Origin of the sequence: Paenibacillus sp. EKM10P, assembly GCF_011800655.1 — a bacterium.
Lineage (GTDB): Bacteria > Bacillota > Bacilli > Paenibacillales > Paenibacillaceae > Paenibacillus > Paenibacillus polymyxa.
This window is the reverse complement of the sequence record NZ_JAALET010000009.1, coordinates 109,982-132,695: the sequence shown is the minus strand read 5'-3', so window position 1 is coordinate 132,695 and position 22,714 is coordinate 109,982. Positions and strand designations below refer to the sequence as shown.

Sequence of the window (22,714 nt, the reverse complement as noted above, 5' to 3'; positions counted from 1 at the left end):
TCAGGATTTGTACTAAATCCCCTTTTACACTCCAAAATAGAATCTCAACAGGATGTATCATTTAAGTAACTCATTTACAGTAGCTGTTTAAAAGCGCTGCATTGCACCAAGGCTGTTGCCGTTTCCTGAAACTCCGCGCTGCGGAATGCAAGCAGGGAAGCAACGAAGCCGATCGACACCACCACGAACAGGGTCATACAGATATAGGAAGATACTTTTTGGGCACGGGGTCCCACGGTAATCCCCCAACTGACCATAAATGCCCACAGTCCATTAGCAAAGTGAAAAGATGCCGAAACGACACTGATTAAATACAAAATAAAATAGACCGGGTTCGTCACTATACCATGCATTACGCCGCCTAGCTCCTCATGAGTTACATTACCCAGGGCCACCTGAAAGCGTGTGTCGTATACGTGCCAGATAATAAATACAAACGTAATGACGCCAGAAATACGCTGGAACAAAAAGCGCCAGTTACGCGAATAGCCAAACCTTTTGACGTTCGGGTCAGCCTGATAAGCGATATACAAGCCATAGATTCCGTGGAACAGTAATGGCAAGTAGATGAATAACGTTTCTAATACAATAACCAGCGGCAAACCATTCAGGAAGGCCACGCTGCGATTAAAACCTTCCTTGCCGCCCTCCACCGCTGTGAAGTTCGTCACCAAATGCTCAACAAAAAATAGAGCCAATGGAATGACGCCAAGAAGCGAATGCAGCTTTCTGGAATAAAATCCTCTCATCTAGGTCATGCTCCCTTCTCCCAATAATTGCGTTTTCAATAGTAATATAACATATAAAATGACAGTTCCCGACAGGGAATGTTCAACAAGGTGTCCCTTATAAGGAAAAACAAAAGTGTGAACATCTTGTGTCGCTTTCATGTTACTCCTTTTCGGCTTATAATGGAATTGCAATATACGTATTAATTATTATGTCTTTTTTGCATATAGAGAGGAAGTGGAAGATTTGTTTGAGGATTTGAACGCTTTTGCCGTCATTGTCGAGCAGTCCAGCCTGAATAAAGCCTCCAAACTGCTGAATTTGTCCCAACCCGCCCTGTCTCGCAAAATTGCCAAGCTGGAGGAAGAGCTGGGTGTCCATCTCTTTGATCGTCGGGGCAAACGGCTCGAAATTACATCGACGGGCCGATTTGTATATACTTTCGCGCTGGAGCAACGGCAACGTCAGCTTCGCTTCTTACAAAAGCTGTCTCAGCACAAAAATGAAGCCCAGAGCATGCTTACTCTGGGCGCAAGTCTTACGACACTCCAAACGACGTTGCCTACCCTCGTCGAAGCTTTCATGAGCAAGCATCCTCAGACTGAGCTAAAGCTGCTCACCGGCAAGACGCATGAAATCGTTGCCTTTGTACGCGACAAAAAAGCAGACGCCGGCGTTGTCGGGTCTGCCATTCATGAAGCTGGACTGCGTTGCATTCCGTTATTTGACGATCATTTGGAGCTAGTCGTCCCCATCGGACATGAATTAACTGTCAAGACAGGAACGGCTTCAATGAAGGACTTGCAAGGATTGCCGATGATTATTTTCTCCAAAGGAACCTGGTACCGCAGTCTGACGGATGACTTGTTCCAGCGTAGCGGCATTATGCCGGATATCCGCATGGAAATCGACTCCTTCGAGGCGATTGTACGCCTGCTTCCCACCTGCAAGGCATCCGCTTTGCTGCCCAAATCCTATTTGCGCAGCGAACTGCTGCGAGATAATGGACTTACTGCATTGTACTTGCCTGATTTGAAGGAGACACGCCGAACGACCTCCCTCATCTACTCAGAAACGGCCGATCTCGGCCCAACAGCACGACGCTGGATTAGCGAGACACGCGCATCGTTTGCAGGCTACCGTATGGTATAGAGGATTTAACCCTCTTCATTGACATTAACGACCTCATCCTCAAAGCGGCCGATATTATCATTGGAGCCGATAATGACCATAATATCGTCTGCTTTCAGCCGATCCATAGCTGTCGGTGCGATCAAGATACCATTCGCCGTATGAAGCGCCACGATGCTGCAACCAAAGCGGGTGCGCGCATTTAATTCTGCCAACGTTTTGCCATTCAGACATGCAGGCACATTAAGTTCTACAATGCTGTATTCCTTGGACAGCTCCAAATAATCGAGCAGATTAGGCGTGACCAGCTGATGCGCTACTCGAATACCCATATCCCGTTCCGGATAAATGACTCGGTCCACCCCAAGCTTCTCTAACGCACGCCCATGCAGCACAGATATGGCTTTGGCTACGACTTTTCTCACACCCAGCTCCTTCAGCAAAATGGCGGTCAGGATGCTTACCTGAATATCATCACCAATCGCAACAATGCCGCAATCGAAATTACGTATGCCGAGTGACCGCAACGCATCCTCATCTGTAGCGTCTGCCACGACAGTATGTGTCAGAATCTCACTCATACTGTCCACAACATCCTCATTCCGATCAATGCCCAGCACCTCGCACCCCATATCCACCAATTGCAAAGCCAGGCTTGAGCCAAACCGTCCCAAGCCAATGACTACAAACTGCTGCGTTTTCATATCTACTCGAAAACTCCCTTACCCTATAATTATTTTACCTTCTGGATGACGATACAATTCCTTACCCTTTTTCGGTCCCAGTGCATAAGCTAGCGTGAGTGGACCCAGCCTGCCTGCAAACATCGTCAGAGTAATCACCAGCTTGCCTACAACTGTCAAATCAGGTGTAAGCCCCATGGACAGTCCTACCGTACCAAAGGCAGACACCGTCTCGAACAAGATCATCAGAAAATGATGATCTTCGGTTGCGGACAGAATCATCGTCACCCCAATCACGAACAGCAACCCCAGCAAGGTAATAGTCAAAGCCTTATAAATGCGTGCCTGCGCAAGTCGGTACCGGAACAGCACAATGTCTTCCCGTCCCCGCAGCATCGAAAACACCGCTCCAATGAGCAGAGCAAATGTAGTGGTCTTAATCCCGCCTCCAGTGGAGCCAGGCGAAGCCCCAATAAACATGAGTATGATGATAAAAAACTGCGTAGCCTGCCGCAAGCCTGCAATGTCCAGCGTGTTGGCACCTGCGGTGCGAGGGGTAACGGACTGGAATAAAGAACCCAGCAGTTTACCACCCCAATCAAGCGAGCCAAGCGTCTTCGGATTCGTAAACTCAAATACAAAAATGACAAGCGTCCCGACGACAATCAGAGCAGCTGTCATGCTGAGTACCACCTTGGTATGCAAGGATAGTCTCTTACGCTTGCGATAATCTGCCAGGTCAGACATCACTACAAAACCAATACCACCCGAAATAATGAGAAACATGGCTGTAAAATTAACAATCGGATCATATACATAACCTGTCAGGCTGCGAAATTCACCGAACAAATCAAAACCAGCATTATTAAACATGGAAATAGCATGCCATATTCCAAAATAAATCGCCCTGCCTACAGGCATATCAAACGACCAGCGAATCGAAAAAATGATTGCACATACGCCCTCAATCATCAGCGAGTACCATAGCACCTTACGGATCAATCCGACAATCCCTTCGACCGAGGTCTGATTCATCGCTTCTTGCAAAATAAGGCGCTCCCGCAAGGAAATCCGACGTTTGAACACCAGCGCGATCAAGGTAGCCATGGTCATAAAGCCAAGACCACCGATCTGGATCAGCGCAACGATAACGATTTGACCAAAGGTTGTAAAAAAGAGCCCTGTATCCTTAACGACAAGCCCGGTTACACAGGTCGCGGAAGCGGCAGTAAACAAAGCGTCTATAAACGCAAGTGGTTTTCCTGTTGTATTAGAAATGGGCAGCATTAACAATAAACTACCTATTAGAATGATAATGGCAAAGCCTGCAACGAATATTTGCGGTGGAGAAAGCCGAAGCCAGCTTGCATTGGGATTCATTTATTCATCACTTCTCCTCCTTGGTGAACTATGAGCATGGAGATCGCTCAGCTCATAAAATCACCAATTCTTTTCAGTTTCTTTTATAAATCAGAAAAGTATCCGCAAAGCGGGATACTTTTGCCTTTCAATACTCACTACACTTTATACGTAACTACCTCATGGAACGTTTGATGACTTTAAGGCGGGCAGCAGCGAAGCGGTCCATTTGAATCTGGAGAAGCGATAGCGCTCGCCTTTGACTCTGAATTTTACCCTTATCAAGGTCTAGAAAATCAAAAAAATTCAGTGGCAACAGCGATTGGAAGATCAAATGGAACGCGCAGCGTCCTTAACTCAGCAAACTTTTATTCACACTTATACACACAAAAAAAGACACCGGAAAACCGAGTGCCTGACTTGGTTCCTGCCCACAGCCTACGAGGTTAGCTGACGGATTCGGGCAGCACAGTATGCCCTATTTACACTTCCGGTCCATCAGGATCGGCTGTAAAATTCACCCCAGTAACATGGTTCCCCCGTTTTCTCACAGAAATTCGGCTTAAATGTATGTCATTACCCATATATTTCATAGGCATTGCCTCAAGATTATAATCCTTCTCTATCCAGATCACAAAACCGATTTCGCCGAAAAAACGTGAAATTGGCTTTAATTTGCGATTGGGCATCGCTTAATCACAGCTTATCTAATTTTATTAAAACTTTAAAGTGCTTTCACTCTGTTTTCATGAATATCGCTGGTCTGTTGGCGGGAACCTGTGCAGTATGATATCTTTAATGGATGTTCTTATTTACAGATTAAGGAGGAAACTCATGAATCCTATCGGGAAACCGGTCGTGCTCACGGCCAACTTCAAAAAATTAGGCTTGCTGGGCGGGGTTGGCCTGATTTGCTTTTTTATCTTTCAATTGCTTATTCCCTCGCTTAGCAATCCAAGTCCGGAATCATTGATGAATGCAAAGGTCATCAGCAAACAAGAAGCGATCGTACACGCATTGGACTTCGCCCGTTCTGAGCTGGGCTATACGGAATCACAGCCAGAGAAGCCTGTCGTGACCTATCAGGCTGAAACAGATTTGTACGGTTATTTATCCAGAGAAAAACTGCTTCAAGCGTACGATCGTACATGGAAAAAAAATTATCCTTATGAAACCTTTCGGGTTGATTTGCCTGACTCCTCAGCGAAGGGCAAGCTGCAAATTCATGTGGATTTATCCACTGGGAAGGTCGTTAGCTTTAAGCGGATCACCTCCAGCACCAATTACACACAGGCTGATGTTTCTACAGATGAACAAGCACGAAGCAAGCTTGTACGTATAGCTGAGGGCGACATGACGCTTGAAGCCAAGGAGCAGGCTGCAGCAAAATGGATCAAACGCTTTGGCTTTAAGCCATCGGAATTGAAGCTTGCGACCACTGAGGGGGAAGGTGGATTAAAATATACTGTGGACGAAAAGAAAATCGGCGCCTCGGTCCTTACGCTGGCTTTTACCTTTGAAGATGGGGATGTTCGCTCGTTTACCCAAAGCTTTGCTGCCCCTTCATCCTATACCGACTATGTTAAAAATCAAACATACTGGGCGAATTGGATGACTTATGCGGGTTATGCCCTATTTAGCTTTGTCCTGGGCGTACTTGCCATTGTGTATGCGTCACTCACCCGACGACATACTTCATTTGTACGCGGTATTGTTCTGTCCATTGTTTATTTTATTGCTAGTATAGCTGGGACCATGAACATGCTGCCTTTATTACAAGCTGAAGCAGGCAGTAAGGGCATGCTTATATTTCTTATGGTATTCCAGGTCGGTGTTACCTTCTTCATGGCTGTAGCTCTCTACTTCTCCTTGGTTGGTGGTGACGGGCTTATGCGTCAGGTTGGACTAAATGCATGGCCACGGGCCAAAGAGCCGGGCTACGGGCTGTATGTGCTTCGCAGTATGTATGTCGGTTACTTGTGGGCCTTCATTTTACTCGGCGTACAATCCATTTTGTTCTTTGTATTGGAGCGTACATTTAATACATTCTCCACTACAGACGCCACGCAATCCCCTTACAATATGGCTTATCCATGGCTACTACCGATTATGGCCTGGATGGCAGGTATTGGAGAAGAGACTGTTTACCGTCTATTTGGTATTCCGATGGTAAAAAAAATAGTCAAAAATACGTTTGTTGCTTGTCTGATTACTACGCTTATTTGGGCACTGGGACATACGCTTTATCCAATCTATCCAGTGATTTCAAGACCTATTGAGCTGACTTTTCTTGGTTTGCTGTTTAGCTTCGTGTTCCTGCGTTACGGCTTTATCGCTGCCATGTTCAGCCACGTTATTTTTGACAGCATATTAATGGGGCTTAGTGTGATCAGTTTGGGAGACACCGTGAATGTGAGCGCAGGTCTATTCTGGATCTTACTTCCGGCTATTGTAGGCTACATCATTTACTGGTTTAGTCCTAAAAAACCTAATCGAATCATGTTTGAACCCGTGAAAAAAGAGGAGCCGTATTCTACGACTCCTCCTCCCGAAGGGCAGCTATAATCTGACGAGCAAGTTTATCCCCAATAGAGAGAGGCCGGAAGTCTTCGACGCTGGCCTCTCTTATTTTTTTGAGCGATCCAAAATGCTTAAGCAGCAACTTACGCCGTTTCTCTCCAATGCCCGGAATGGAGTCCAACTGGGAAGTTACCATAGATTTGCCGCGCTGCTCACGGTGAAATGTAATGGCAAAACGGTGAACCTCATCCTGAATCCGTTGCAGCAGATAAAATTCCTCGCTGTTGCGTGCAAGTGTTACGGCCTCAAATGTATCCCCCATCAGTAATTGGGAAGTTCTGTGTTTGGCATCTTTCACCAAACCACACACAGGAATAAACAAATCCAACTCATTTTCCAATACATCGGTTGCCGCTTTAATTTGTCCACGCCCACCATCGACAATGATCAAGTCGGGGCGTTCAAGATTTTCCTTCAGCACACGTTCATATCGACGCCGAATAACTTCACGCATCGTTTCATAATCATCTGGTCCCTGCACAGAACGGATCTTGTATTTTCGATACTCCTTCTTGGCAGGCTTGCCATCAATAAAGACGATCATGGCCGAGACTGGATCAGAACCCTGAATGTTAGAGTTATCGAACGCCTCTACCCGATGCAGACTATCCAGCCCAATGGCACGTCCCAGATTGCTTGCAGCTTTAGATGTCCGTTCTTCATCCCGCTCGATCAGCTTAAACTTCTCATCCAGAGCAACACGTGCATTTTCCGTCGCCATACCCGTCATTTGCTTTTTCAGCCCGCGCTGTGGCACAAGTACTTTTACATCCAACCATTCAGCCAGAGCGCTAGCTGCTGCAGATGGGTCCTCCAATCCACCGGATAGTTGAGTTTCTGTTTCTGTTTCGGGTTCTTTTTCCCCGGTTCCTTGGTCACCAACTTGGGCTGGATTCGTTCCTACTGCATAAGCTGCTCGTGCTTCGGCTACCAGCAACGGGTCAGCAGGACGGTCTGACTCCGTTTGCACTGCTTCCTCATCTGTAATCCCGGTAGTCTCGGCTGTAGTTGCACTGTAAAGTTCACTTTCTGCTGCAATCGGTTGATCGACATCAGTCGATTTTGCTTTCGTCAGCTTAGGAGAATCCGGCAACAATATCTCCTGCGGCACTGCCGGGTTGTCACTGTAATATTGCGTCACATAGGACATAAAATCACTGTAAGCTTCACCGTAGAAAGGAAAAGTCGACATATGGCGCTCGATCATTTTACCCTTGCGTACATATAAAATCTGTACACACATCCAGCCCTTATCTACCGAAAAGCCGAATACATCTCGGTCCTTCGCATCAGAGGTGGTGATTTTCTGCTTTTCCATCATCGCGTCGATACTTATAATCTGATCGCGCAGCTCCTTGGCACGCTCAAAGTACAATTCCTCTGCGGCCTCCTGCATTTTACGCTGGAGATCCTTTTTAATTTCCTCATGTCCCCCGCTCAAAAAGGAACCGATCTCCTGACTGATCTGATCATATGTTTCCTTCTCGACCTCTTTTACACAAGGTCCCAAGCATTGATGCATGTGATAATACAGACACACTTCTTTTGGCATCACACCGCACTTGCGTAACGGATACATACGATCCAGCAGCTTTTTCGTCTGATGTGCCGCGTAGGAATTGGGGTACGGTCCAAAATATTTCGCTTTATCTTTCAGAACGCGACGGGTTACCTCCAGCTTGGGGTGTGCCTCGTTCGTAATTTTCAAGTACGGAAAGGTTTTATCATCCTTCAACAGCACGTTATAACGTGGTTGGTGCTTTTTAATAAGGTTGCACTCCAGAATGAGCGCCTCCATATTGCTGCCTGTAACGATATATTCAAAATCACGAATATCAGCAACCAGTCGCTGCGTCTTGCCGTTATGGCTACCTGTAAAATAGGAACGGACCCGGTTTTTCAACACTTTGGCCTTGCCGACATAAATGATGGTGCCTTCGCTGTTCTTCATCAGGTAACAGCCTGATGCATCCGGCAGCAATGCTAATTTGTGCCGTATGTTCTCCAGCGCCTTCTCCTGGTTCTGCAAGTCCTCCGCATAGGATTTCATTCGCCCGGTTCCTCCTTCCATTCTTAATGACTGCTCAACTTACTACTTATATTATATAGTAATAATGCACAAAAACGCCTCCGGTATATATAACCGGAGGCATTGACTGTTCATGGCGCTCCACCAAGCCCCCGCAGGAGCATGGGTCACATTCCATGATTATTGGTGTTTAGTAAGCATGCTTTTCAATGCTTCTTTGGAGTTCAAACCTACCACTTTATCAACAGGCTGTCCGTCTTTGAAGACGATTAGGGTAGGAATACTCATCACGCCGAAACGAGAAGCAGACTCTGGATTTTCATCCACGTTCACCTTCGCGATTTTGACACTATCGCCAACTTCTGTAGACAGATCCTCCAGAATTGGAGCGATCATTTTGCAAGGACCGCACCATGGCGCCCAAAAATCAACCAAAACGGTTCCTGTGCCTTCGACTTCTGCGTTGAAGGATTGATCGGACACGTTAACAATTGCCATTGTATGTTCCTCCTTTATAGAAAAGTCAAGATTATTATAACCTGTAATGTCTGTTTCGACACCTTTTAATTATATCACAATAGTCTTTTAATTGTAAGATATCAAAAGAGCAGACGAATGAACACTTACCCTCGCTGATTTTTCCCCTTGACGGTAATGACATCCACAAAAGGACGAATCCGGTCCATCAAGCGTTGTCCCTTGTACATTTCCTCTCCGTCTTTGCTTGTAAAGCTAAGATGCTTCTCTAGCCCTTGCAGTGAATAATTAGAAGTATAAAAGGTCGGTTTACGGTTCATTCGGTAATTCAAAATGGAGCCCATTACATGATCCCGTACCCATGGACTCAAATTTTCAGCACCAATATCGTCAAATACGAGCAGATCACAATTTTTAAGCATTTCGGTCGTTTCCTTAAGCTTCTGTCCATCCTGAATCATGGACTTTAAATCCTCCACAAAATCAGGCATGTACACAATCACACCGTTGAAACCCGACAGAGCCAACTCGTGCAACAGATAGCCCATCAAAAAGGTTTTCCCCGTACCAAATGTACCTTCCAGATAGAGCCCTTTTTTTAATAAACCCTGACTTTTAGTTTCTTCAATATAGCGGAATACCTGATTTACTGCGGGCACGCGTTGCAAATCCTTGCGTGCAATCTCAACGGCATTATATCCTTCCAACAACGCGCGCTCATCCACATAAAAGCTTTTAATTCGTTGACGCACTCGTTGTTCATGCTGGGAGGCAACTAGCTTGGCGCACGGGGTCCGAATGTCCACCATTTCCGCTGTTCCATTGGGATACTCCACGCCCAGCTTGCAAAAGTGACCCTGGAAATCGTTAGGACACTGTTCCAGTCCCGGACAGTTGTCGCAATTTCGGCGATCCCGGGTATACTGAAAGAGCATACTCATATTAAGTCGCAATTGCGTTTCGTCTACATCAGGATGTGCAGCACAAAATTCCTTCACCAGCGGATCATTTAGAACCTGATCGGCTACGCTGCGAGTACGTTGGCGAAACGAAGGGTTCTGCATCTGCTGAAGCAAATCACCGAGTGATTCCAAGAATGCTCCTCCTTTCTAAAATGTGCAGAGTTATGGAGGGCGATTGACGCTTCGCTGCCGACCGCCATAAAGTCGACACATTATTGAATTGGCTTCCATTACACCTTTTTCTGTTTACCGGATTGCAGTCGTTCGGCCAGGCGAAGCAGTTCATCCAATTCCTCCTCGGATACGGATTCCTCGGAAGGCTGATCTTGTACGATCGGAATAGACGGCTTGGCAGGCCCATTGTTTTTGGCATACGTGCGGGATCTGCCCCCGGAGGAAGAAGCAGTAGACTGTTTTCCTTTTACCTTGGCTTGATCCCTTATATATTGAACGGCTTTTTCGTAAGTGTTTACCTGCTTTAGCAGCATGTTGGAGGCAACGGCCTCGACAAAGTTGCGGTTAATCCGCTGATCGCTCCCCGATACGAGCAGTGACATTAAATAATGGATCAGCACATTGATGACTTCTCCAGGCAACTTATAGCTGATATCAATCTTCTCGAATATATCCAGCAGGTTACCGGGAACCGTGCCGGGGAAAAAGGTTTGCAGCAAACGGCGATAAGGCTCGTTGCGCAGCATCATATTATATTGGTGAATGTCACACTTGGCTGTGAATTGTGGGGGAACCTCTACATAAAATTCCATTTCCACAGCCTGCTCTGCAGGCGGCTCTTCAGGTGTGGAAGTTTCCCTCTGGCGCAAGGCAACCACCTTGGCAGCCTGCACCTGCTGTTCCTCCTGACGCTTCCGTTCCTGCCTGGAGTGTTGGCTAGCCCGAAGCTGAAGCTCGTCGAGCAATAAATCGCCTGCTTCGGTAAAAATGCCGTCCTCATCCAGCAAGCGACTGATATCCTGTACAGAGAGATCAAATTTACGGACCACGTAATTGACCATACCCAGTTGCTCGTGTTCAAATCGAAGACGCTCCACGTGCTTGCGATTGGCGGATTCACGCGGAAAACGAAGAATAATATCTGCATAGTTCAATGCTTCCTCCGATTCGGACGCTAATGCTCCAGTCTGGCGGCTCGTGGATACTTCGGATAGCGCCTGTTCCAGTTCATAATCTATAACATGGGTGTTCAGCTCAAACAGCTCATAAAACGGAACCGATATATTCTCTTTATTATGGGAAGATTGCGACCATTCGCTAGATTCCCTGCTCCACAACGATTCTCTCAGAGAAAGCACTGCAAACTTACCGATTTTGTCTCTCAACAAAAGGGTAAGGTGCTGCGTTCTGAAAAATTCAGCAGGTGCGAGCGGTGGTTGCATCTCATATTCATACATATAATCGTCCGTTTCGGGCGCATACAACCTGGACGTCTGCAACAGACCGACAGCCTCCAGCTTGGAGGTCTGTTCAATCAAATACTTGCGTCCCTTCTCACTTGGCTCCAGTCCCAGTGTCAGAAAAAGTCGACGTTGCTGTTCCAACGGCGAATAACCAATCTGTCCGACTGGCACATGCTGGAACAACAGTCGATATAGACTGACCGCAAATGCGCCTACCATCGGCTGATAGACACTTCCCAGCATCAATTCATCCAGTGCGCTCAAGCCAAATTCCCGATAAACGCAGTAGCGGTGGTTCTCAGTATAGTGCAGCAGGTTTTTCATCCGCATTCCGACATTCTTCCTTTCCTGACATAACGTTCTCCAAGATGTTTTTCTATTCTATCATACTTGCCCTCGGGTGGGACCAACAAAATAAGGGCAATTGTCCTCCTTTTTGGCAGCCGTATTCGTCCGAGTTCTTCTTTTTTCGAGAATACTAACTATTTTATGACTTTGTGACCTGCATCATGGAAAAATAATATTCTTCACACTTCTTTCATTGGTGAAAAGCTCCAAATTGAGCTACAATATAATGGTTAAACATCACGTATTGGATACAGGAACGATATACGGAAGTACACATATTTCGGCTAAGCCGATTACATTTACAGATCGTAAAGGAGTGTAGATCGTGAATCAACATCAACCTCAACAAACCCCAGCAACACCCAACGAAGTAACCTCCACACTGGAAGGCTGGTACGCGCTTCACGATTTCCGGTCCATCAACTGGACGGCATGGAAAACTGCAGACGATGAAGAGCGCGCGGGAGCACTGGACGAGCTTCAAGAGTTTATGAAGGAATGGAGCGTTACCGAGGAAGCAGGTCTGGGCAGCTCAGCTGTCTATACTGTAGTCGGACAAAAGGCTGATTTTGTTATGCTGCACCTGCGTGAAACGCTGGAAGACCTCAATAAATTGGAAAATGAATTCAACAAAACAACCTTCGCCAAATATACGACCAAAACTTATTCTTATGTAAGTGTGGTGGAACTGAGTAATTATTTGAGCAAGGAAGAAGATCCAATGCAAAATCCACAAATTGTCGCGCGCCTGAAGCCTGTATTAAACAAAGCTCGTTATATTTGTTTCTATCCAATGAACAAGAAACGTGATCTGGATGACAACTGGTACATGCTTTCGATGGACGAGCGTCGCACCTTGATGCGCAGCCACGGTTTAATTGGACGCAGCTATGCTGGCAAAGTAAAGCAAATCATCTCAGGTTCCATCGGCTTCGATGATTGGGAATGGGGCGTAACCCTGTTCTCCGACGACGCACTTCAATTCAAGAAGCTAATTTATGAAATGCGTTTTGATGAAGTAAGTGCCCGTTACGGTGAATTTGGTTCCTTCTATGTCGGCAGCGTGTTGAACGAAGAAACATTTGAAGACATGCTGAAGCTGTAGGACTCTAATATATAGAAAAGAAAAGCAATAGAAAAAAGGTTTCCAGGCTCTGGTAGGAGTCGTGGAAACCTTTTTCTGTTCTTATTGTTTTTAGGTGCATCTTGACTACTTGGCTGAGATTAGAAAAATCGCCCTTTTTTCAATACCAGTGGAATGCCGCCAATGATGAACAGATAGCGTAGATCTACGATCTTTTTCAACTGTGCGGCCACCCAGCCTTTGATTTTGCGTTTACCTACTACGGCGACGGCTTCGCCCTTTCCAAGAGATGCAACTGTACCCTTATTGGAGAAGACGAACTTGTGCAGCTCCTTTTTGCGGAGCGTAGCGGCCAGATTCTTGGCACAAAGCACTCCTTGCTGCATTGCAATTTGGGCAGTCGGTGGATAAGGGCGGCCTTCGGGATTAAACATCAGAGAACTGTCCCCGATAATGAAAATATCATCGTGACCCGGTGCACGCAGAAAATCGTCGATTTTCACCCTTCCACGCATCACTTCGAATCCGGCTTTCTCGATCAAACCGTTCCCACGGATTCCACCTGTCCAGACGACCGTGCAGGCTTCAATTTTCTCACCCTCACCGACAATTACACCATTCTGCTGGCATTCCTTAATCGGGACTCCAATACGGAAGTTAACCCCTTTACGCTTGAGGACATCCATCGCATACTCCACCAGCTCAGGATCAAACCCTGGTAATGCTGTAGGAGCTGCCTCGACGTTAATGATTTGAATTCGGTTAAAATCGATGTCGTAAGCTTTAGCCAGCTGTGGCAGACGATCTGCCAACTCCGCTACAAACTCAATGCCACTAAAACCAGCGCCCCCTACGACGAAATTTAGGCGACCTGGCTTACCGTCATTTTTATACAGGGCCAGCTGGTATTCAATATGCTCTCGAATCAGGCGCACAGAGTTAATACTGCGAATCGTCAGTGCGAATTGATCCATTCCTGGAATACCGAATGTCTCCGGCTCCCCACCTAATCCGATGACCAAATAATCGTAGGATAGCGAGCCATCCTCCAGCACGACTTTTTTCTCATTTGGTATGATTTCCTTCACTGTTCCTTTGACTAAATCCACCTTGAACTCATCGATTAGCTGCGCAATCGGAATCCTCGAATGCTCAATCGTATCCGTGCCTGCCGCAGGCATGTGAAGATGTGTCGTAATATAGTGGTAATCATGACGGTTGATTAGCGTGACAGTTGCCTCGTTGTGCTTGAGCTCCTTTTGCAATTGCTGAGCCGTCAATATACCGCCATATCCGGCGCCCACAATGACAATTTTGGGAATACTGCTCATGCTTCTACCCCTTCCGATATACATAATCATTCAATATTCACAACTTTTCTCTTAACACGGTTAACTTATACTCACCGGAAAGTCTTCATCAAATATTAATCGCTTTAACTTTGCAAGAGGAACCCAGCAGTTTATAATGATAAGCAGTGAATCATACGTTCGGCGGCTATCTGAACCTCTATGCGGCTGATTCAATATCTACAATTCATACTATCCCTTTCGGAGGTGTTTTTAGAGTGACAGCTCAATCCACAGGTGCGGAGATCCGCGATCTGATCATAATTGGAGGCGGTCCAGCCGGTATTTTCGCCGCTTTTTACGGAGGAATGCGTCAGGCATCCGTCACCTTAATTGAAAGTATGCCCCAACTGGGCGGCCAGCTTGCAGCCCTTTATCCTGAAAAATATATTTATGACGTTGCTGGCTTTCCTAAAGTGACTGCACAGGAACTGGTCAACAATTTGGTTCAACAAATGAACCATTTTAATCCAGAGGTGCAGCTAGAAGAGAAAGTCGTATCGTTAGAGAAGAAAGAAGAACGCCACTTCATCGTCAAAACAGACAAAGGTGGCGAGTATCATGGTAAAGCGGTTATTATTACCGCTGGCGTGGGTGCTTTCGAGCCGCGCAGACTGGAGCTTCCAGGTGCCGATCGTTTTGAAAAAACGAACCTGCATTACTTTGTCAGCGACCTGAGCAAATTTGCAGGTCGTAAGGTGCTAATCAGTGGCGGCGGTGACTCTGCTGTAGACTGGGCCCTTATGCTGGAACCGATTGCAGAACAGGTTACATTGATTCATCGCCGTGACAAATTCCGCGCGCATGAACACAGTGTCGAGAACCTCCTCGCTTCCAAAGTAAACGTGATTACACCAACGGAAATTGCAGAATTGCATGGGGAAGATACGATTACAAAGGTCACTCTTGCTCATGTAAAAACCAAAGAAACTCAGGAAATCGAAGTGGACGATGTCATCGTTAACTTTGGATTTGTATCCACACTTGGCCCAATTGCTGAATGGGGAATTGAAATCGAAAGTAACTCCATCGTGGTCGATTCTCGTCAGGAGACGAATATTCCTGGCATTTTCGCTGCAGGAGACATCACTACCTATCCAGGCAAGCTCAAGCTGATCGCGGTTGGTTTTGGTGAAGCTCCTACAGCAGTCAACAACGCCAAGGTCTATGTAGATCCAGACGCCAAGTTGTCTCCCGGACACAGCAGTAACATGAAATTGTAGTTAATTTAGACTTGACAAAAAAGGGTATTTTACTCCAGATTTGAACCTTTGGAGTGAAATACCCTTTTTCACGGTGTGCCTATTCGTTGCAGTGATTGTCCGTAAAGTCATCCGAACCCTGAATGACTTTACAGTCGCAGTACGAGAGCTTGTCCGGTCTAATGAAGGACTACGGCTGTATTCATCTCTAGATTTCTTTTGTGAATTTCAGCCAGCAACAGTGCAATGAAGTCACATTCAAGTTTAAGCTCGATTGCCATCTGATAGGAATCCAAAAGCATTTCATCCGTCAGCATAGCCATCCTCGACACAACCTTTCCTTTTATTTCAAAATCTATTCTATCAAAATACCAAAAACGGAACAAGCGTTCTATTATCCACAGTCAATTGTGGAAATCCTGTGTATAAATTGTTGGTAAGTGTCGTTAACCCTTATATGTGACAGGGGATAATGTGGACAATATTTATACACAGAATTTTGGCGATTAAACGCAAAAAAAAATTTTTTTATGTTTATACAAATATATTATATTTAGCATCTTGTTAATAGATTATAATGGAAACTTTTTGAAGAAAACCTGAATTTATTGAGGTCTTGTGTTTACCTCTAAAATCCATACCCGTCCATTCCAATCAAGCCCGTAATCAAATCCCAGTTGTCCGATCCCGGGAAATCTTCTTTCAAGTATAGGAATACAGTGCTGTGTAAGTTCAACGATCTCCCGCCGCTTTCGTCTAGCTAGCCGTCGCGGATATATCATTCGAAGTGCCTCTGTTCCCTTCAGCAAAGTTCCTCCTTTGCACAGATTCGTTATGACCAGTCCGGGACGAGCATGACGCGCCACCACTGCACGAAACTCCCATTTTCCCCCTTCCTTTACGACTTTGACTCGATAGTCAACAGGTCTACCTTGGATACTTGCTAGTTGAATACCTTGCTGAATGAGATACGGACGTTGGATTCGGAGCTTATTGATTCCGGCCACAAGCGCTCTAAAATGGCTGAACCGATATGTTTGTTCCATACGCGTACAGGTGTAGCCGTTCCCCTCCTTTGCCACGCGCATGACTCCGACACCTCCGCCTCCTTTTACGGGTTTTATAAATACAAAAGCATGCCGCCGTAGCATTATGCGCAATTGTTCTTCACTATATAGACAGGTTTCCGGTATATAAACGGCGGTATGTGGATGATGGAGGAGCGCCTTCGTCTTTAGCCATTTGCTTGCAAGTTGTCTCATCTAATTCTCTCCTTTCGCCGTCAGCTATACTTATACATACTCAATAGAGGTGTGCTATTCTTGGGTGATTGTCAGGATCATGTGTCTATTTCGACAAGATCATGACGAACGGTAGCATGCACCGGACAACACTGGTACAATGACAATAATCTGAATACCATTTAGAACGGAGCAGTTAAATTTGCTGCAAATTGTTTCTTTCAACAAGGAGGTCAACTCATGAATAGCAAAATTGGCATCATGGACATTGGCTCAAACTCCATACGTCTCGTGATCTATGAAATGACAGAGACTGGTGCTTATCGAATTGTGCAGGAATGCAAAGAAGCTGCCCGACTGAGCGAAAAGGTTGGGGCCAACGGCCGTATGGAACGAGAAGCAATCCGCAGCATCGCTCCATTGCTACGCCAATTTATGGAAGTTTGCCGTATGCACGGGGTTGTTCGTATGCGTGCAGCAGCAACAGCGGCCATCCGCAATGCGGCCAATTCGGACGAAATTGTTCAATGGATTGCGGAAGAGACAAATTTAACATTGGAAATCCTGAGTGGGGAGCAAGAGGGCTATGCCGGTTTTCTGGGCGTAGTGAATACAATGAATGTGAGTGACGGCATTATTATTGACATCGGGGGCGGCAGTACCGAAATTACGCTGTTCCGGGATCGAACACGGCTGCATACAGTTTCATTTCCCTTTGGCGCAGTCAATATGAATTGGCGCTTTGGACGTGAGGTCAAGAATGGCGAATGGTCTTCTGGACAGATTGAAGAAATGGAGAGCTTTGTCCGTTCTTCACTGCAAAACCATGATTGGATCTTCTCCAATCCGGGTCTGCCGTTTATCGGGCTGGGTGGAACCCTCCGTACTTTGGCTAAAATCAATCAGAAACGGCAGGATTACTCGCTTCCTGTGACACACCATTACGAAATGACAATAGAAGATGTCGATTATTTTTATAGCAGTCTGCCTCATCTCCCCTATGAAAAACGCAAAAAAACAGCCGGCCTGTCCAAAGACAGAGCCGACATTATCGTACCGGGTCTCATTATATTGAAAACGATCTTTGAAGCTGCTCAAGGCTCCGCATATTTGGTCAGTGGAGCGGGTCTGCGAGACGGCCTGTTTCATGAGCTAGTCAACGCTGAACAGCCTGTGGTGGCTAATCCGCTCATCGCGTCCATTCGCAATATCTTGTCGTTTGCTGTCCCGGTTAGCGAAGCGCATGTCAAGCGGGTTAACGAGTACGCCGTCCGGCTCTATGACACTTTAGCTGAGGGACCTTCAATCGCTATGGACAAACGCTTGTTACTGACCGCAGCAACTCTTTACAAAACAGGCGCAGCCTTGAATTACTATCACTTCCGCCAGCATTCCGTGTTCTGGATCTTGCACGCAGGCATTGGCGGCTTATCTCACCGGGAAACAGTGCTAGCCGCGCTGATCGCTGATTACCACCCTAAAAACCGGACTCCCCGCTTGCTGCGCACACATGCAGATATTTTGGAGCCTTCCGACGAAGAACGTGTACACCGGCTCGGCTCGCTGCTCCAGCTAGCAATCGGTATGGATCGTAGCGAATCCGGCATCATCTCCGGCATCCATCCCACGACAGGAGACGATGCGCTGCATATTCGCCTGGAAAGCAAGAGTGAACCGATTCTGGAGCAACGGGAGCTGGTGGCTGTCGCAAAAGATTTTCAAAAGGCCTGGAATCTTACGTTGTCGTGGTCCATTCTTCCTTCTTCCAGTTTTTAACCTTCATTGCTTCGAATTGGCTCCTGATGGGAGCCTCTTCGTTGTTTCTGGCTACAAATTGATAGCTGCCATTCGGCAGAAGCTGGCGTGCTTTTACATTATCCTTCAAGGATAAACGTAAAATATCCACTAGCATTTCTTTGATTCGGTCGTCATAAATTGGGCACATCAACTCAATCCGGCGAGTCAGATTGCGAGTCATCCAATCCGCGCTGGACAAGAATAGCTCCGAATGACCTGCATTTTCAAAGTAAAACAGTCTGGAATGCTCTAGGAAACGGTCGACAATACTGATAACCCGAATGTTCTCGCTAAAGCCCTCTACTCCAGGGCGTAAACAGCAGCCCCCTCGAATGATTAAATCAATCTTCACACCTGCTTGAGAAGCCGCATATAGTTCATCAATCATTTCCTGATTGGATAAAGAATTAATTTTAGCAATAATACGGGCTGGCTTGCCTGCAAGTGCTTGCTCCGCTTCCCTGCGGATCAGGTCGAACAGCTTATTTTTCATTCCCGTCGGAGCTACGGTGAAAGCTTGCGGGGTCTTGAGCGCCGAGAAGCCCGTGATTTCATTAAACAGCTCAGAGGCATCCTCACCCAGCACCGGATCCGCTGTGAATAACCCGATATCCGTATATACACGTGCCGTGCTTTCATTATAGTTGCCAGTTCCCACATGCACGTATCGTTTGAGCACATTACGTTCATGACGTACTATTAGAATAATTTTGGCGTGTGTTTTCAAGCCGACCAACCCGTATACTACATGACAGCCAGCTTTTTCAAGCGTACGCGCCCAAGCAATATTACGTTCCTCGTCAAAACGCGCCTTCAGCTCGACCACTACGGTCACCTGCTTGCCCGATTCGGCTGCACGTGCCAGAGCCGGAATGAGCTTCGATTCTCCATTGACACGGTACAGGGTCATCTTAATGGCCATTACATCTGGGTCCTCTGATGCCTCAATGATAAAATCAGTTACCGCATCGAACGATTCATACGGATGGTACACGAGCACGTCCCGTTTGCGAAGTACGTTAAAGATATCCTCTTGCGGAGGCAGTTCTTCCGGATACAATGGTTTGATTGCCGGAAATTTCAGATGCGAATACCCCTCCAAATGATCGGCAAAAGACGACAAAAACGTCAGATCTAACGGCCCGTCGATCTCAAATACATGATCGAACAGCTTGAATTCGCGTTGAAGTTCCATCAGGGCAAAGGGATTAATCCCTTTTTCCACTTCCAGTCTGACCGGTGCTCCCCGCCGTCTTCGACGCAGTTCTTTTTCAATCTCTTCGAGCAAATCTTCGATCTCTTCTTCATTAATGGACAAATCAGAGTTACGCGTAACCCGAAAGGCATGAACCGCCTCGGGGATATATCCAGAAAACAACGTTTGTATATGATGCTTAATCAGTTCCTCAATTAAAATAAATGATTTCTTCTTGCTATTGGAACGTAACGGCACCGAAACGACACGCGGAATATTGGAAGGCACCTGCACAATGGCAAAAAGCGGCTTATCCTCCTCCGTATCTCCTGGACGTTTCAAGACAACTGCCAAATATACGTATTTATTATGAACCAGTGGAAAAGGACGGCTTTGATCGACCGCCATCGGTGTAAGCACCGGAAATATAATTTCATGAAAATATGCATCCAGCGACTTGCGCTGTGTCGTATTTAAGTCATTATATTCAAGCAGCAAAAGACCTTTTTTCGTCAATAGGCGAGAAATATCACGATAGGTCCGGTATTGCTCGGATACCATGGAAACGGTACGCTTGATCAGGCGCTTGTACAAACCGGAAGGGGTATAACCCGTAAAATCCTTTTGCATAAAACCCGCCTTGATCTTCTCGCGCGTCTCTGCAACACGAACAGCCATAAACTCATCCAAATTGCTGGACACAATTGCTAAGAATTTGGCTCTCTCCAGCAACGGTGTATCTGCATCCTGAGCCTCCTGGAGCACACGACGATTAAATTCAATCCAGCTTAAATCTCGGTTAAAGTAACGTTCTGACCCGGCTTTATCCTTCTTCTGACTCTCTATCAACATATGGCCTCCATCAATTTCATGCAGTATAGTTACCCTTTATTGTACTATTAGATGAAACGCACTAGCATCACAGAAGTGTAAACGCAATGTAAAATGTGTGTAAACACACAATGGATGTTGAAAAGGTCAAACGGATGCTTTACAAAAATAGCATTAAGCGGTACAGTGTTTACGTCTGTTTCATAGAGTAGAATGACGAACCGTACCTTTTTCAGTTGATTAAGTTCATTATGATGTGTAATAACCACTTAGTAGCCACGTTCAATTGCTGATTTTCAAATGGCATGATATAGGGAGGATTTACATTATGGAACCCAAGAAAACGCCACGCGTACTGCAAAAAAACATCGAATTTTTTACCGCGGCGCTGTCTCAACACCTCGTTTCGGTCTGGCAAGAGGACCCAGCAGGCGTTTACTGTGAGATAGGCTGTGGTTATATCGAATTGTTCAGCAGCGAGATGATTCGGGTGCGCAATCAGGATGGGACCCCAAGCCATTATGACCGCAATATCACCATGTTTCAGCTAATCACGAAGGATCAGCCGATATAATTATTATATGCTATGTCTGCGCTGTTCTTCCAGATTAGAATGGTTATATGTTTAATCTACCAATTTTCATATCTGTTGAATCTTGCAGTTTTCTCCGAAAAAGCGCCATAGAGCGCTTTTTTTGTCGACTTTTTTTGAACATCGTTTGGAAAAGCAGTATGATAAGAAAGCATATTACCTAAATTTAAAGGGGAATCAACCGATGGAGCATACAACATCAGATGGGCGCATCCTGGTCATGACCGCGGTTGAAGGCGAACGGGAGGCTGTGCTGCGCGGCCTGAAAGGCGACACTCGCTTTGTGGTCGAGCTGGCTGGTGTAGGCGCTCCGTCCGCAGCGGCTTCAACCGCGCTGGCACTGGCCACTGGCGGCTACCGTCTGGTCATTAGCGCTGGAATTGGAGGCGGCTTCGTGGAGGTCGCTGCACTGGAGAGCGTCGTCGTTGCTGACGCGATTATTGCCGCCGACTTAGGGGCAGAGACGGCAGAGGGCTTCAGCAGCGTGGACGAGCTGGGTTTTGGCTCCAGCCGCATTGCCGTGAACGCTGCCACCGCGCAGCGATTCGTTCAGGCGTTGCGTGACGCTGGCCAGACGGCCGTCGCCGGACCGATCCTGACCGTCTCGACGGCCACCGGCACAGCGGCTACAGCGGAACGCCTAGCCAAACGCGTTCCCGGCGCTGCTGCCGAAGCGATGGAGGGTTATGGCGTAGCCGTGGCGGCCAACAGGTTCGAGCTGCCGATGATGGAGATTCGCACGATTTCCAATGCTGTTGGTCCACGTGACCGTGCATCCTGGCGAATCAAAGAGGCTTTGCAAGCGTTGGAAGCCGCATTTTCTACATTAACGGAGGTTATATAGATGCAAATTGCTTTTTCACCTTGTCCTAACGACACTTTTGTCTTCCATGCCTTGGTGCATGGATTGATTCCGGGCGCACCCGCGCTGGACATTACATTCGCCGATATCGACATCACCAACAATCTGGCGATCACACCAGACGGACTTGATATCATGAAAATTTCGTACGCTGCACTTCCTTGGGTGCTGGATGAATACGCCCTGCTGCCTTGTGGTGGTGCACTGGGCCGGGGCTGTGGACCGCTCGTGCTGACTAAGGAAGGTTCCACCGTCGAAGGTCCGGAAGCCCTATCCGCCAAGCGTGTAGCTGTTCCAAGTGAACGTTCCACCGCTTATCTGCTGTTCCGTCTATGGGCGGCCAAGCATGTGCCTGGAGGTGTCGGCGAGATCGTCGTGATGCCGTTCGACCAAATTATGCCTGCTGTCCGTGACGGAGAGATAGATGCAGGATTGGTGATTCATGAAGCACGCTTCACATATCCGTCCTATGGACTTAGCAAGCAAGTTGACTTAGGGAACTGGTGGGAAGAAGATACAGGGCTGCCGATCCCGCTCGGAGCTATTATTGCCCGTCGTACGCTGGATCTGGATGCGATCACCAACTGGATACGTGCCTCTTTCGAATATGCCTGGAAACATCCCGAAGCTTCGCGTGAATATGTATTGTCTCATGCGCAAGAGCTATCACCCGATGTTGCCCAATCGCATATCGACCTGTACGTGAACGATTTTACCGCCAATTTGGGCGACAGCGGTTATGCCGCCATTGAAGCCTTACTCGGTCGCGCTGCGCAGGAAGGGCTGGTGCCTCCGTTTGATTTAGCCAAACTGCGCCTTACGTCCACAACAACACGCTAAAAGGT

At 46.8% G+C, this 22,714-nt stretch carries 19 protein-coding genes and 1 riboswitch; of the genes, 8 read left to right on the top strand and 11 right to left on the bottom strand.

Features of this window, described 5'->3' with window-relative positions; all coding sequences use genetic code 11:
- Nucleotides 1–74: 74 nt before the first annotated feature.
- A complete protein-coding gene (locus HFE01_RS19350) occupies nucleotides 75–749 on the bottom strand; it encodes a succinate dehydrogenase cytochrome b558 subunit (RefSeq protein WP_016820038.1) in 675 nt (224 codons plus the stop codon).
- Between the two features lie 226 nt (nucleotides 750–975).
- Between HFE01_RS19350 and HFE01_RS19345 the strand changes: the two genes are divergently transcribed.
- Complete coding sequence (locus HFE01_RS19345; protein ID WP_016820037.1) at nucleotides 976–1,881, top strand: LysR family transcriptional regulator; 906 nt, start codon at nucleotides 976–978, stop codon at nucleotides 1,879–1,881.
- Nucleotides 1,882–1,886: 5 nt separating this feature from the next.
- Here the strand turns inward: HFE01_RS19345 and HFE01_RS19340 are convergent, their stop codons facing one another.
- Nucleotides 1,887–2,564, bottom strand: a complete 678-nt coding sequence (locus HFE01_RS19340) for a potassium channel family protein (RefSeq protein ID WP_013372875.1) — start codon at nucleotides 2,562–2,564, stop codon at nucleotides 1,887–1,889.
- Between the two features lie 18 nt (nucleotides 2,565–2,582).
- Nucleotides 2,583–3,923 carry a TrkH family potassium uptake protein gene (locus HFE01_RS19335; protein WP_019688514.1) on the bottom strand — a complete coding sequence of 447 codons (1,341 nt, stop codon included), beginning with the start codon at nucleotides 3,921–3,923 and terminating at the stop codon, nucleotides 2,583–2,585.
- Between the two features lie 399 nt (nucleotides 3,924–4,322).
- A riboswitch (cyclic di-AMP (ydaO/yuaA leader) is annotated at nucleotides 4,323–4,475 on the bottom strand.
- A 261-nt stretch (nucleotides 4,476–4,736) separates the two neighbouring features.
- On the opposite strand from HFE01_RS19335, the gene HFE01_RS19325 reads away from it, so the two are divergent.
- Complete coding sequence (locus HFE01_RS19325; protein WP_025365751.1) at nucleotides 4,737–6,467, top strand: CPBP family intramembrane glutamic endopeptidase; 1,731 nt, start codon at nucleotides 4,737–4,739, stop codon at nucleotides 6,465–6,467.
- On the opposite strand, the gene uvrC is transcribed toward HFE01_RS19325, so the two are convergent.
- From uvrC to HFE01_RS19305, 4 genes are all read right to left on the bottom strand, one after another.
- On the bottom strand, nucleotides 6,436–8,532 hold the full coding sequence (gene uvrC, locus HFE01_RS19320) for an excinuclease ABC subunit UvrC (protein ID WP_167438350.1): 2,097 nt from the start codon (nucleotides 8,530–8,532) through the stop codon (nucleotides 6,436–6,438). The genes HFE01_RS19325 and uvrC overlap by 32 nt on opposite strands.
- A gap of 159 nt (nucleotides 8,533–8,691) precedes the next feature.
- The gene (gene trxA, locus HFE01_RS19315) at nucleotides 8,692–9,009 is read right to left on the bottom strand and encodes a thioredoxin (RefSeq protein WP_010347861.1); all 318 of its coding nucleotides are present in this window, start codon (nucleotides 9,007–9,009) and stop codon (nucleotides 8,692–8,694) included.
- A gap of 125 nt (nucleotides 9,010–9,134) precedes the next feature.
- Complete coding sequence (dnaI, locus tag HFE01_RS19310; RefSeq protein WP_016820033.1) at nucleotides 9,135–10,082, bottom strand: primosomal protein DnaI; 948 nt, start codon at nucleotides 10,080–10,082, stop codon at nucleotides 9,135–9,137.
- Nucleotides 10,083–10,180: 98 nt separating this feature from the next.
- Nucleotides 10,181–11,698: a replication initiation and membrane attachment family protein gene (locus HFE01_RS19305; RefSeq protein WP_013372881.1), complete on the bottom strand. Its 1,518-nt coding sequence runs from the start codon at nucleotides 11,696–11,698 to the stop codon at nucleotides 10,181–10,183.
- Between the two features lie 343 nt (nucleotides 11,699–12,041).
- On the opposite strand from HFE01_RS19305, the gene hemQ reads away from it, so the two are divergent.
- Nucleotides 12,042–12,821 (top strand): hydrogen peroxide-dependent heme synthase, encoded by a 780-nt coding sequence (hemQ, locus tag HFE01_RS19300; RefSeq protein ID WP_025365753.1) that lies wholly within the window; start codon nucleotides 12,042–12,044, stop codon nucleotides 12,819–12,821.
- 119 nt (nucleotides 12,822–12,940) lie between these two features.
- Here the strand turns inward: hemQ and HFE01_RS19295 are convergent, their stop codons facing one another.
- Entirely contained in the window at nucleotides 12,941–14,131 is a 1,191-nt protein-coding gene (locus HFE01_RS19295) for an NAD(P)/FAD-dependent oxidoreductase (RefSeq protein WP_019688517.1), read from the bottom strand.
- Nucleotides 14,132–14,367: 236 nt separating this feature from the next.
- Here HFE01_RS19295 and HFE01_RS19290 point away from each other — a divergent pair, with 236 nt between their 5' ends.
- Nucleotides 14,368–15,372, top strand: a complete 1,005-nt coding sequence (locus HFE01_RS19290; protein ID WP_016820026.1) for an NAD(P)/FAD-dependent oxidoreductase — start codon at nucleotides 14,368–14,370, stop codon at nucleotides 15,370–15,372.
- A gap of 158 nt (nucleotides 15,373–15,530) precedes the next feature.
- Here the strand turns inward: HFE01_RS19290 and sda are convergent, their stop codons facing one another.
- Complete coding sequence (gene sda, locus HFE01_RS19285; RefSeq protein ID WP_007431918.1) at nucleotides 15,531–15,674, bottom strand: sporulation histidine kinase inhibitor Sda; 144 nt, start codon at nucleotides 15,672–15,674, stop codon at nucleotides 15,531–15,533.
- Nucleotides 15,675–15,956: 282 nt separating this feature from the next.
- A complete protein-coding gene (locus HFE01_RS19280; protein WP_019688518.1) occupies nucleotides 15,957–16,613 on the bottom strand; it encodes a YheC/YheD family protein in 657 nt (218 codons plus the stop codon).
- Between the two features lie 219 nt (nucleotides 16,614–16,832).
- Between HFE01_RS19280 and HFE01_RS19275 the strand changes: the two genes are divergently transcribed.
- Nucleotides 16,833–18,368, top strand: a complete 1,536-nt coding sequence (locus HFE01_RS19275) for a Ppx/GppA phosphatase family protein (protein WP_019688519.1) — start codon at nucleotides 16,833–16,835, stop codon at nucleotides 18,366–18,368.
- On the opposite strand, the gene ppk1 is transcribed toward HFE01_RS19275, so the two are convergent.
- Nucleotides 18,328–20,436 (bottom strand): polyphosphate kinase 1, encoded by a 2,109-nt coding sequence (ppk1, locus tag HFE01_RS19270; protein WP_107734719.1) that lies wholly within the window; start codon nucleotides 20,434–20,436, stop codon nucleotides 18,328–18,330. The two genes, HFE01_RS19275 and ppk1, sit on opposite strands and share 41 nt — an antisense overlap.
- A gap of 307 nt (nucleotides 20,437–20,743) precedes the next feature.
- On the opposite strand from ppk1, the gene HFE01_RS19265 reads away from it, so the two are divergent.
- The 3 genes from HFE01_RS19265 to HFE01_RS19255 all read left to right on the top strand — a co-directional run bounded on the left by HFE01_RS19265 (nucleotide 20,744) and on the right by HFE01_RS19255 (nucleotide 22,709).
- The gene (locus tag HFE01_RS19265; protein WP_016820022.1) at nucleotides 20,744–20,989 is read left to right on the top strand and encodes a hypothetical protein; all 246 of its coding nucleotides are present in this window, start codon (nucleotides 20,744–20,746) and stop codon (nucleotides 20,987–20,989) included.
- A 202-nt stretch (nucleotides 20,990–21,191) separates the two neighbouring features.
- Nucleotides 21,192–21,851, top strand: a complete 660-nt coding sequence (locus HFE01_RS19260; protein ID WP_045244891.1) for a futalosine hydrolase — start codon at nucleotides 21,192–21,194, stop codon at nucleotides 21,849–21,851.
- Nucleotides 21,852–22,709, top strand: coding sequence for a 1,4-dihydroxy-6-naphtoate synthase (locus tag HFE01_RS19255; protein WP_107734720.1), 858 nt, complete (start codon nucleotides 21,852–21,854; stop codon nucleotides 22,707–22,709).
- Nucleotides 22,710–22,714: the final 5 nt, after the last annotated feature.

Coding starts and splice junctions, on each gene's coding strand:
- HFE01_RS19350 (WP_016820038.1), bottom strand. CDS start 749: ATGAGAGGATTTTATTCCAGAAAGCTGCATTCGCTTCTTGGCGTCATT.
- HFE01_RS19340 (WP_013372875.1), bottom strand. CDS start 2,564: ATGAAAACGCAGCAGTTTGTAGTCATTGGCTTGGGACGGTTTGGCTCA.
- HFE01_RS19335 (WP_019688514.1), bottom strand. CDS start 3,923: ATGAATCCCAATGCAAGCTGGCTTCGGCTTTCTCCACCGCAAATATTC.
- HFE01_RS19325 (WP_025365751.1), top strand. CDS start 4,737: ATGAATCCTATCGGGAAACCGGTCGTGCTCACGGCCAACTTCAAAAAA.
- uvrC (WP_167438350.1), bottom strand. CDS start 8,532: ATGAAATCCTATGCGGAGGACTTGCAGAACCAGGAGAAGGCGCTGGAG.
- trxA (WP_010347861.1), bottom strand. CDS start 9,009: ATGGCAATTGTTAACGTGTCCGATCAATCCTTCAACGCAGAAGTCGAA.
- HFE01_RS19305 (WP_013372881.1), bottom strand. CDS start 11,698: ATGCGGATGAAAAACCTGCTGCACTATACTGAGAACCACCGCTACTGC.
- HFE01_RS19295 (WP_019688517.1), bottom strand. CDS start 14,131: ATGAGCAGTATTCCCAAAATTGTCATTGTGGGCGCCGGATATGGCGGT.
- sda (WP_007431918.1), bottom strand. CDS start 15,674: ATGGCTATGCTGACGGATGAAATGCTTTTGGATTCCTATCAGATGGCA.
- HFE01_RS19280 (WP_019688518.1), bottom strand. CDS start 16,613: ATGAGACAACTTGCAAGCAAATGGCTAAAGACGAAGGCGCTCCTCCAT.
- HFE01_RS19275 (WP_019688519.1), top strand. CDS start 16,833: ATGAATAGCAAAATTGGCATCATGGACATTGGCTCAAACTCCATACGT.
- ppk1 (WP_107734719.1), bottom strand. CDS start 20,436: ATGTTGATAGAGAGTCAGAAGAAGGATAAAGCCGGGTCAGAACGTTAC.
- HFE01_RS19265 (WP_016820022.1), top strand. CDS start 20,744: ATGGAACCCAAGAAAACGCCACGCGTACTGCAAAAAAACATCGAATTT.
- HFE01_RS19260 (WP_045244891.1), top strand. CDS start 21,192: ATGGAGCATACAACATCAGATGGGCGCATCCTGGTCATGACCGCGGTT.
- HFE01_RS19255 (WP_107734720.1), top strand. CDS start 21,852: ATGCAAATTGCTTTTTCACCTTGTCCTAACGACACTTTTGTCTTCCAT.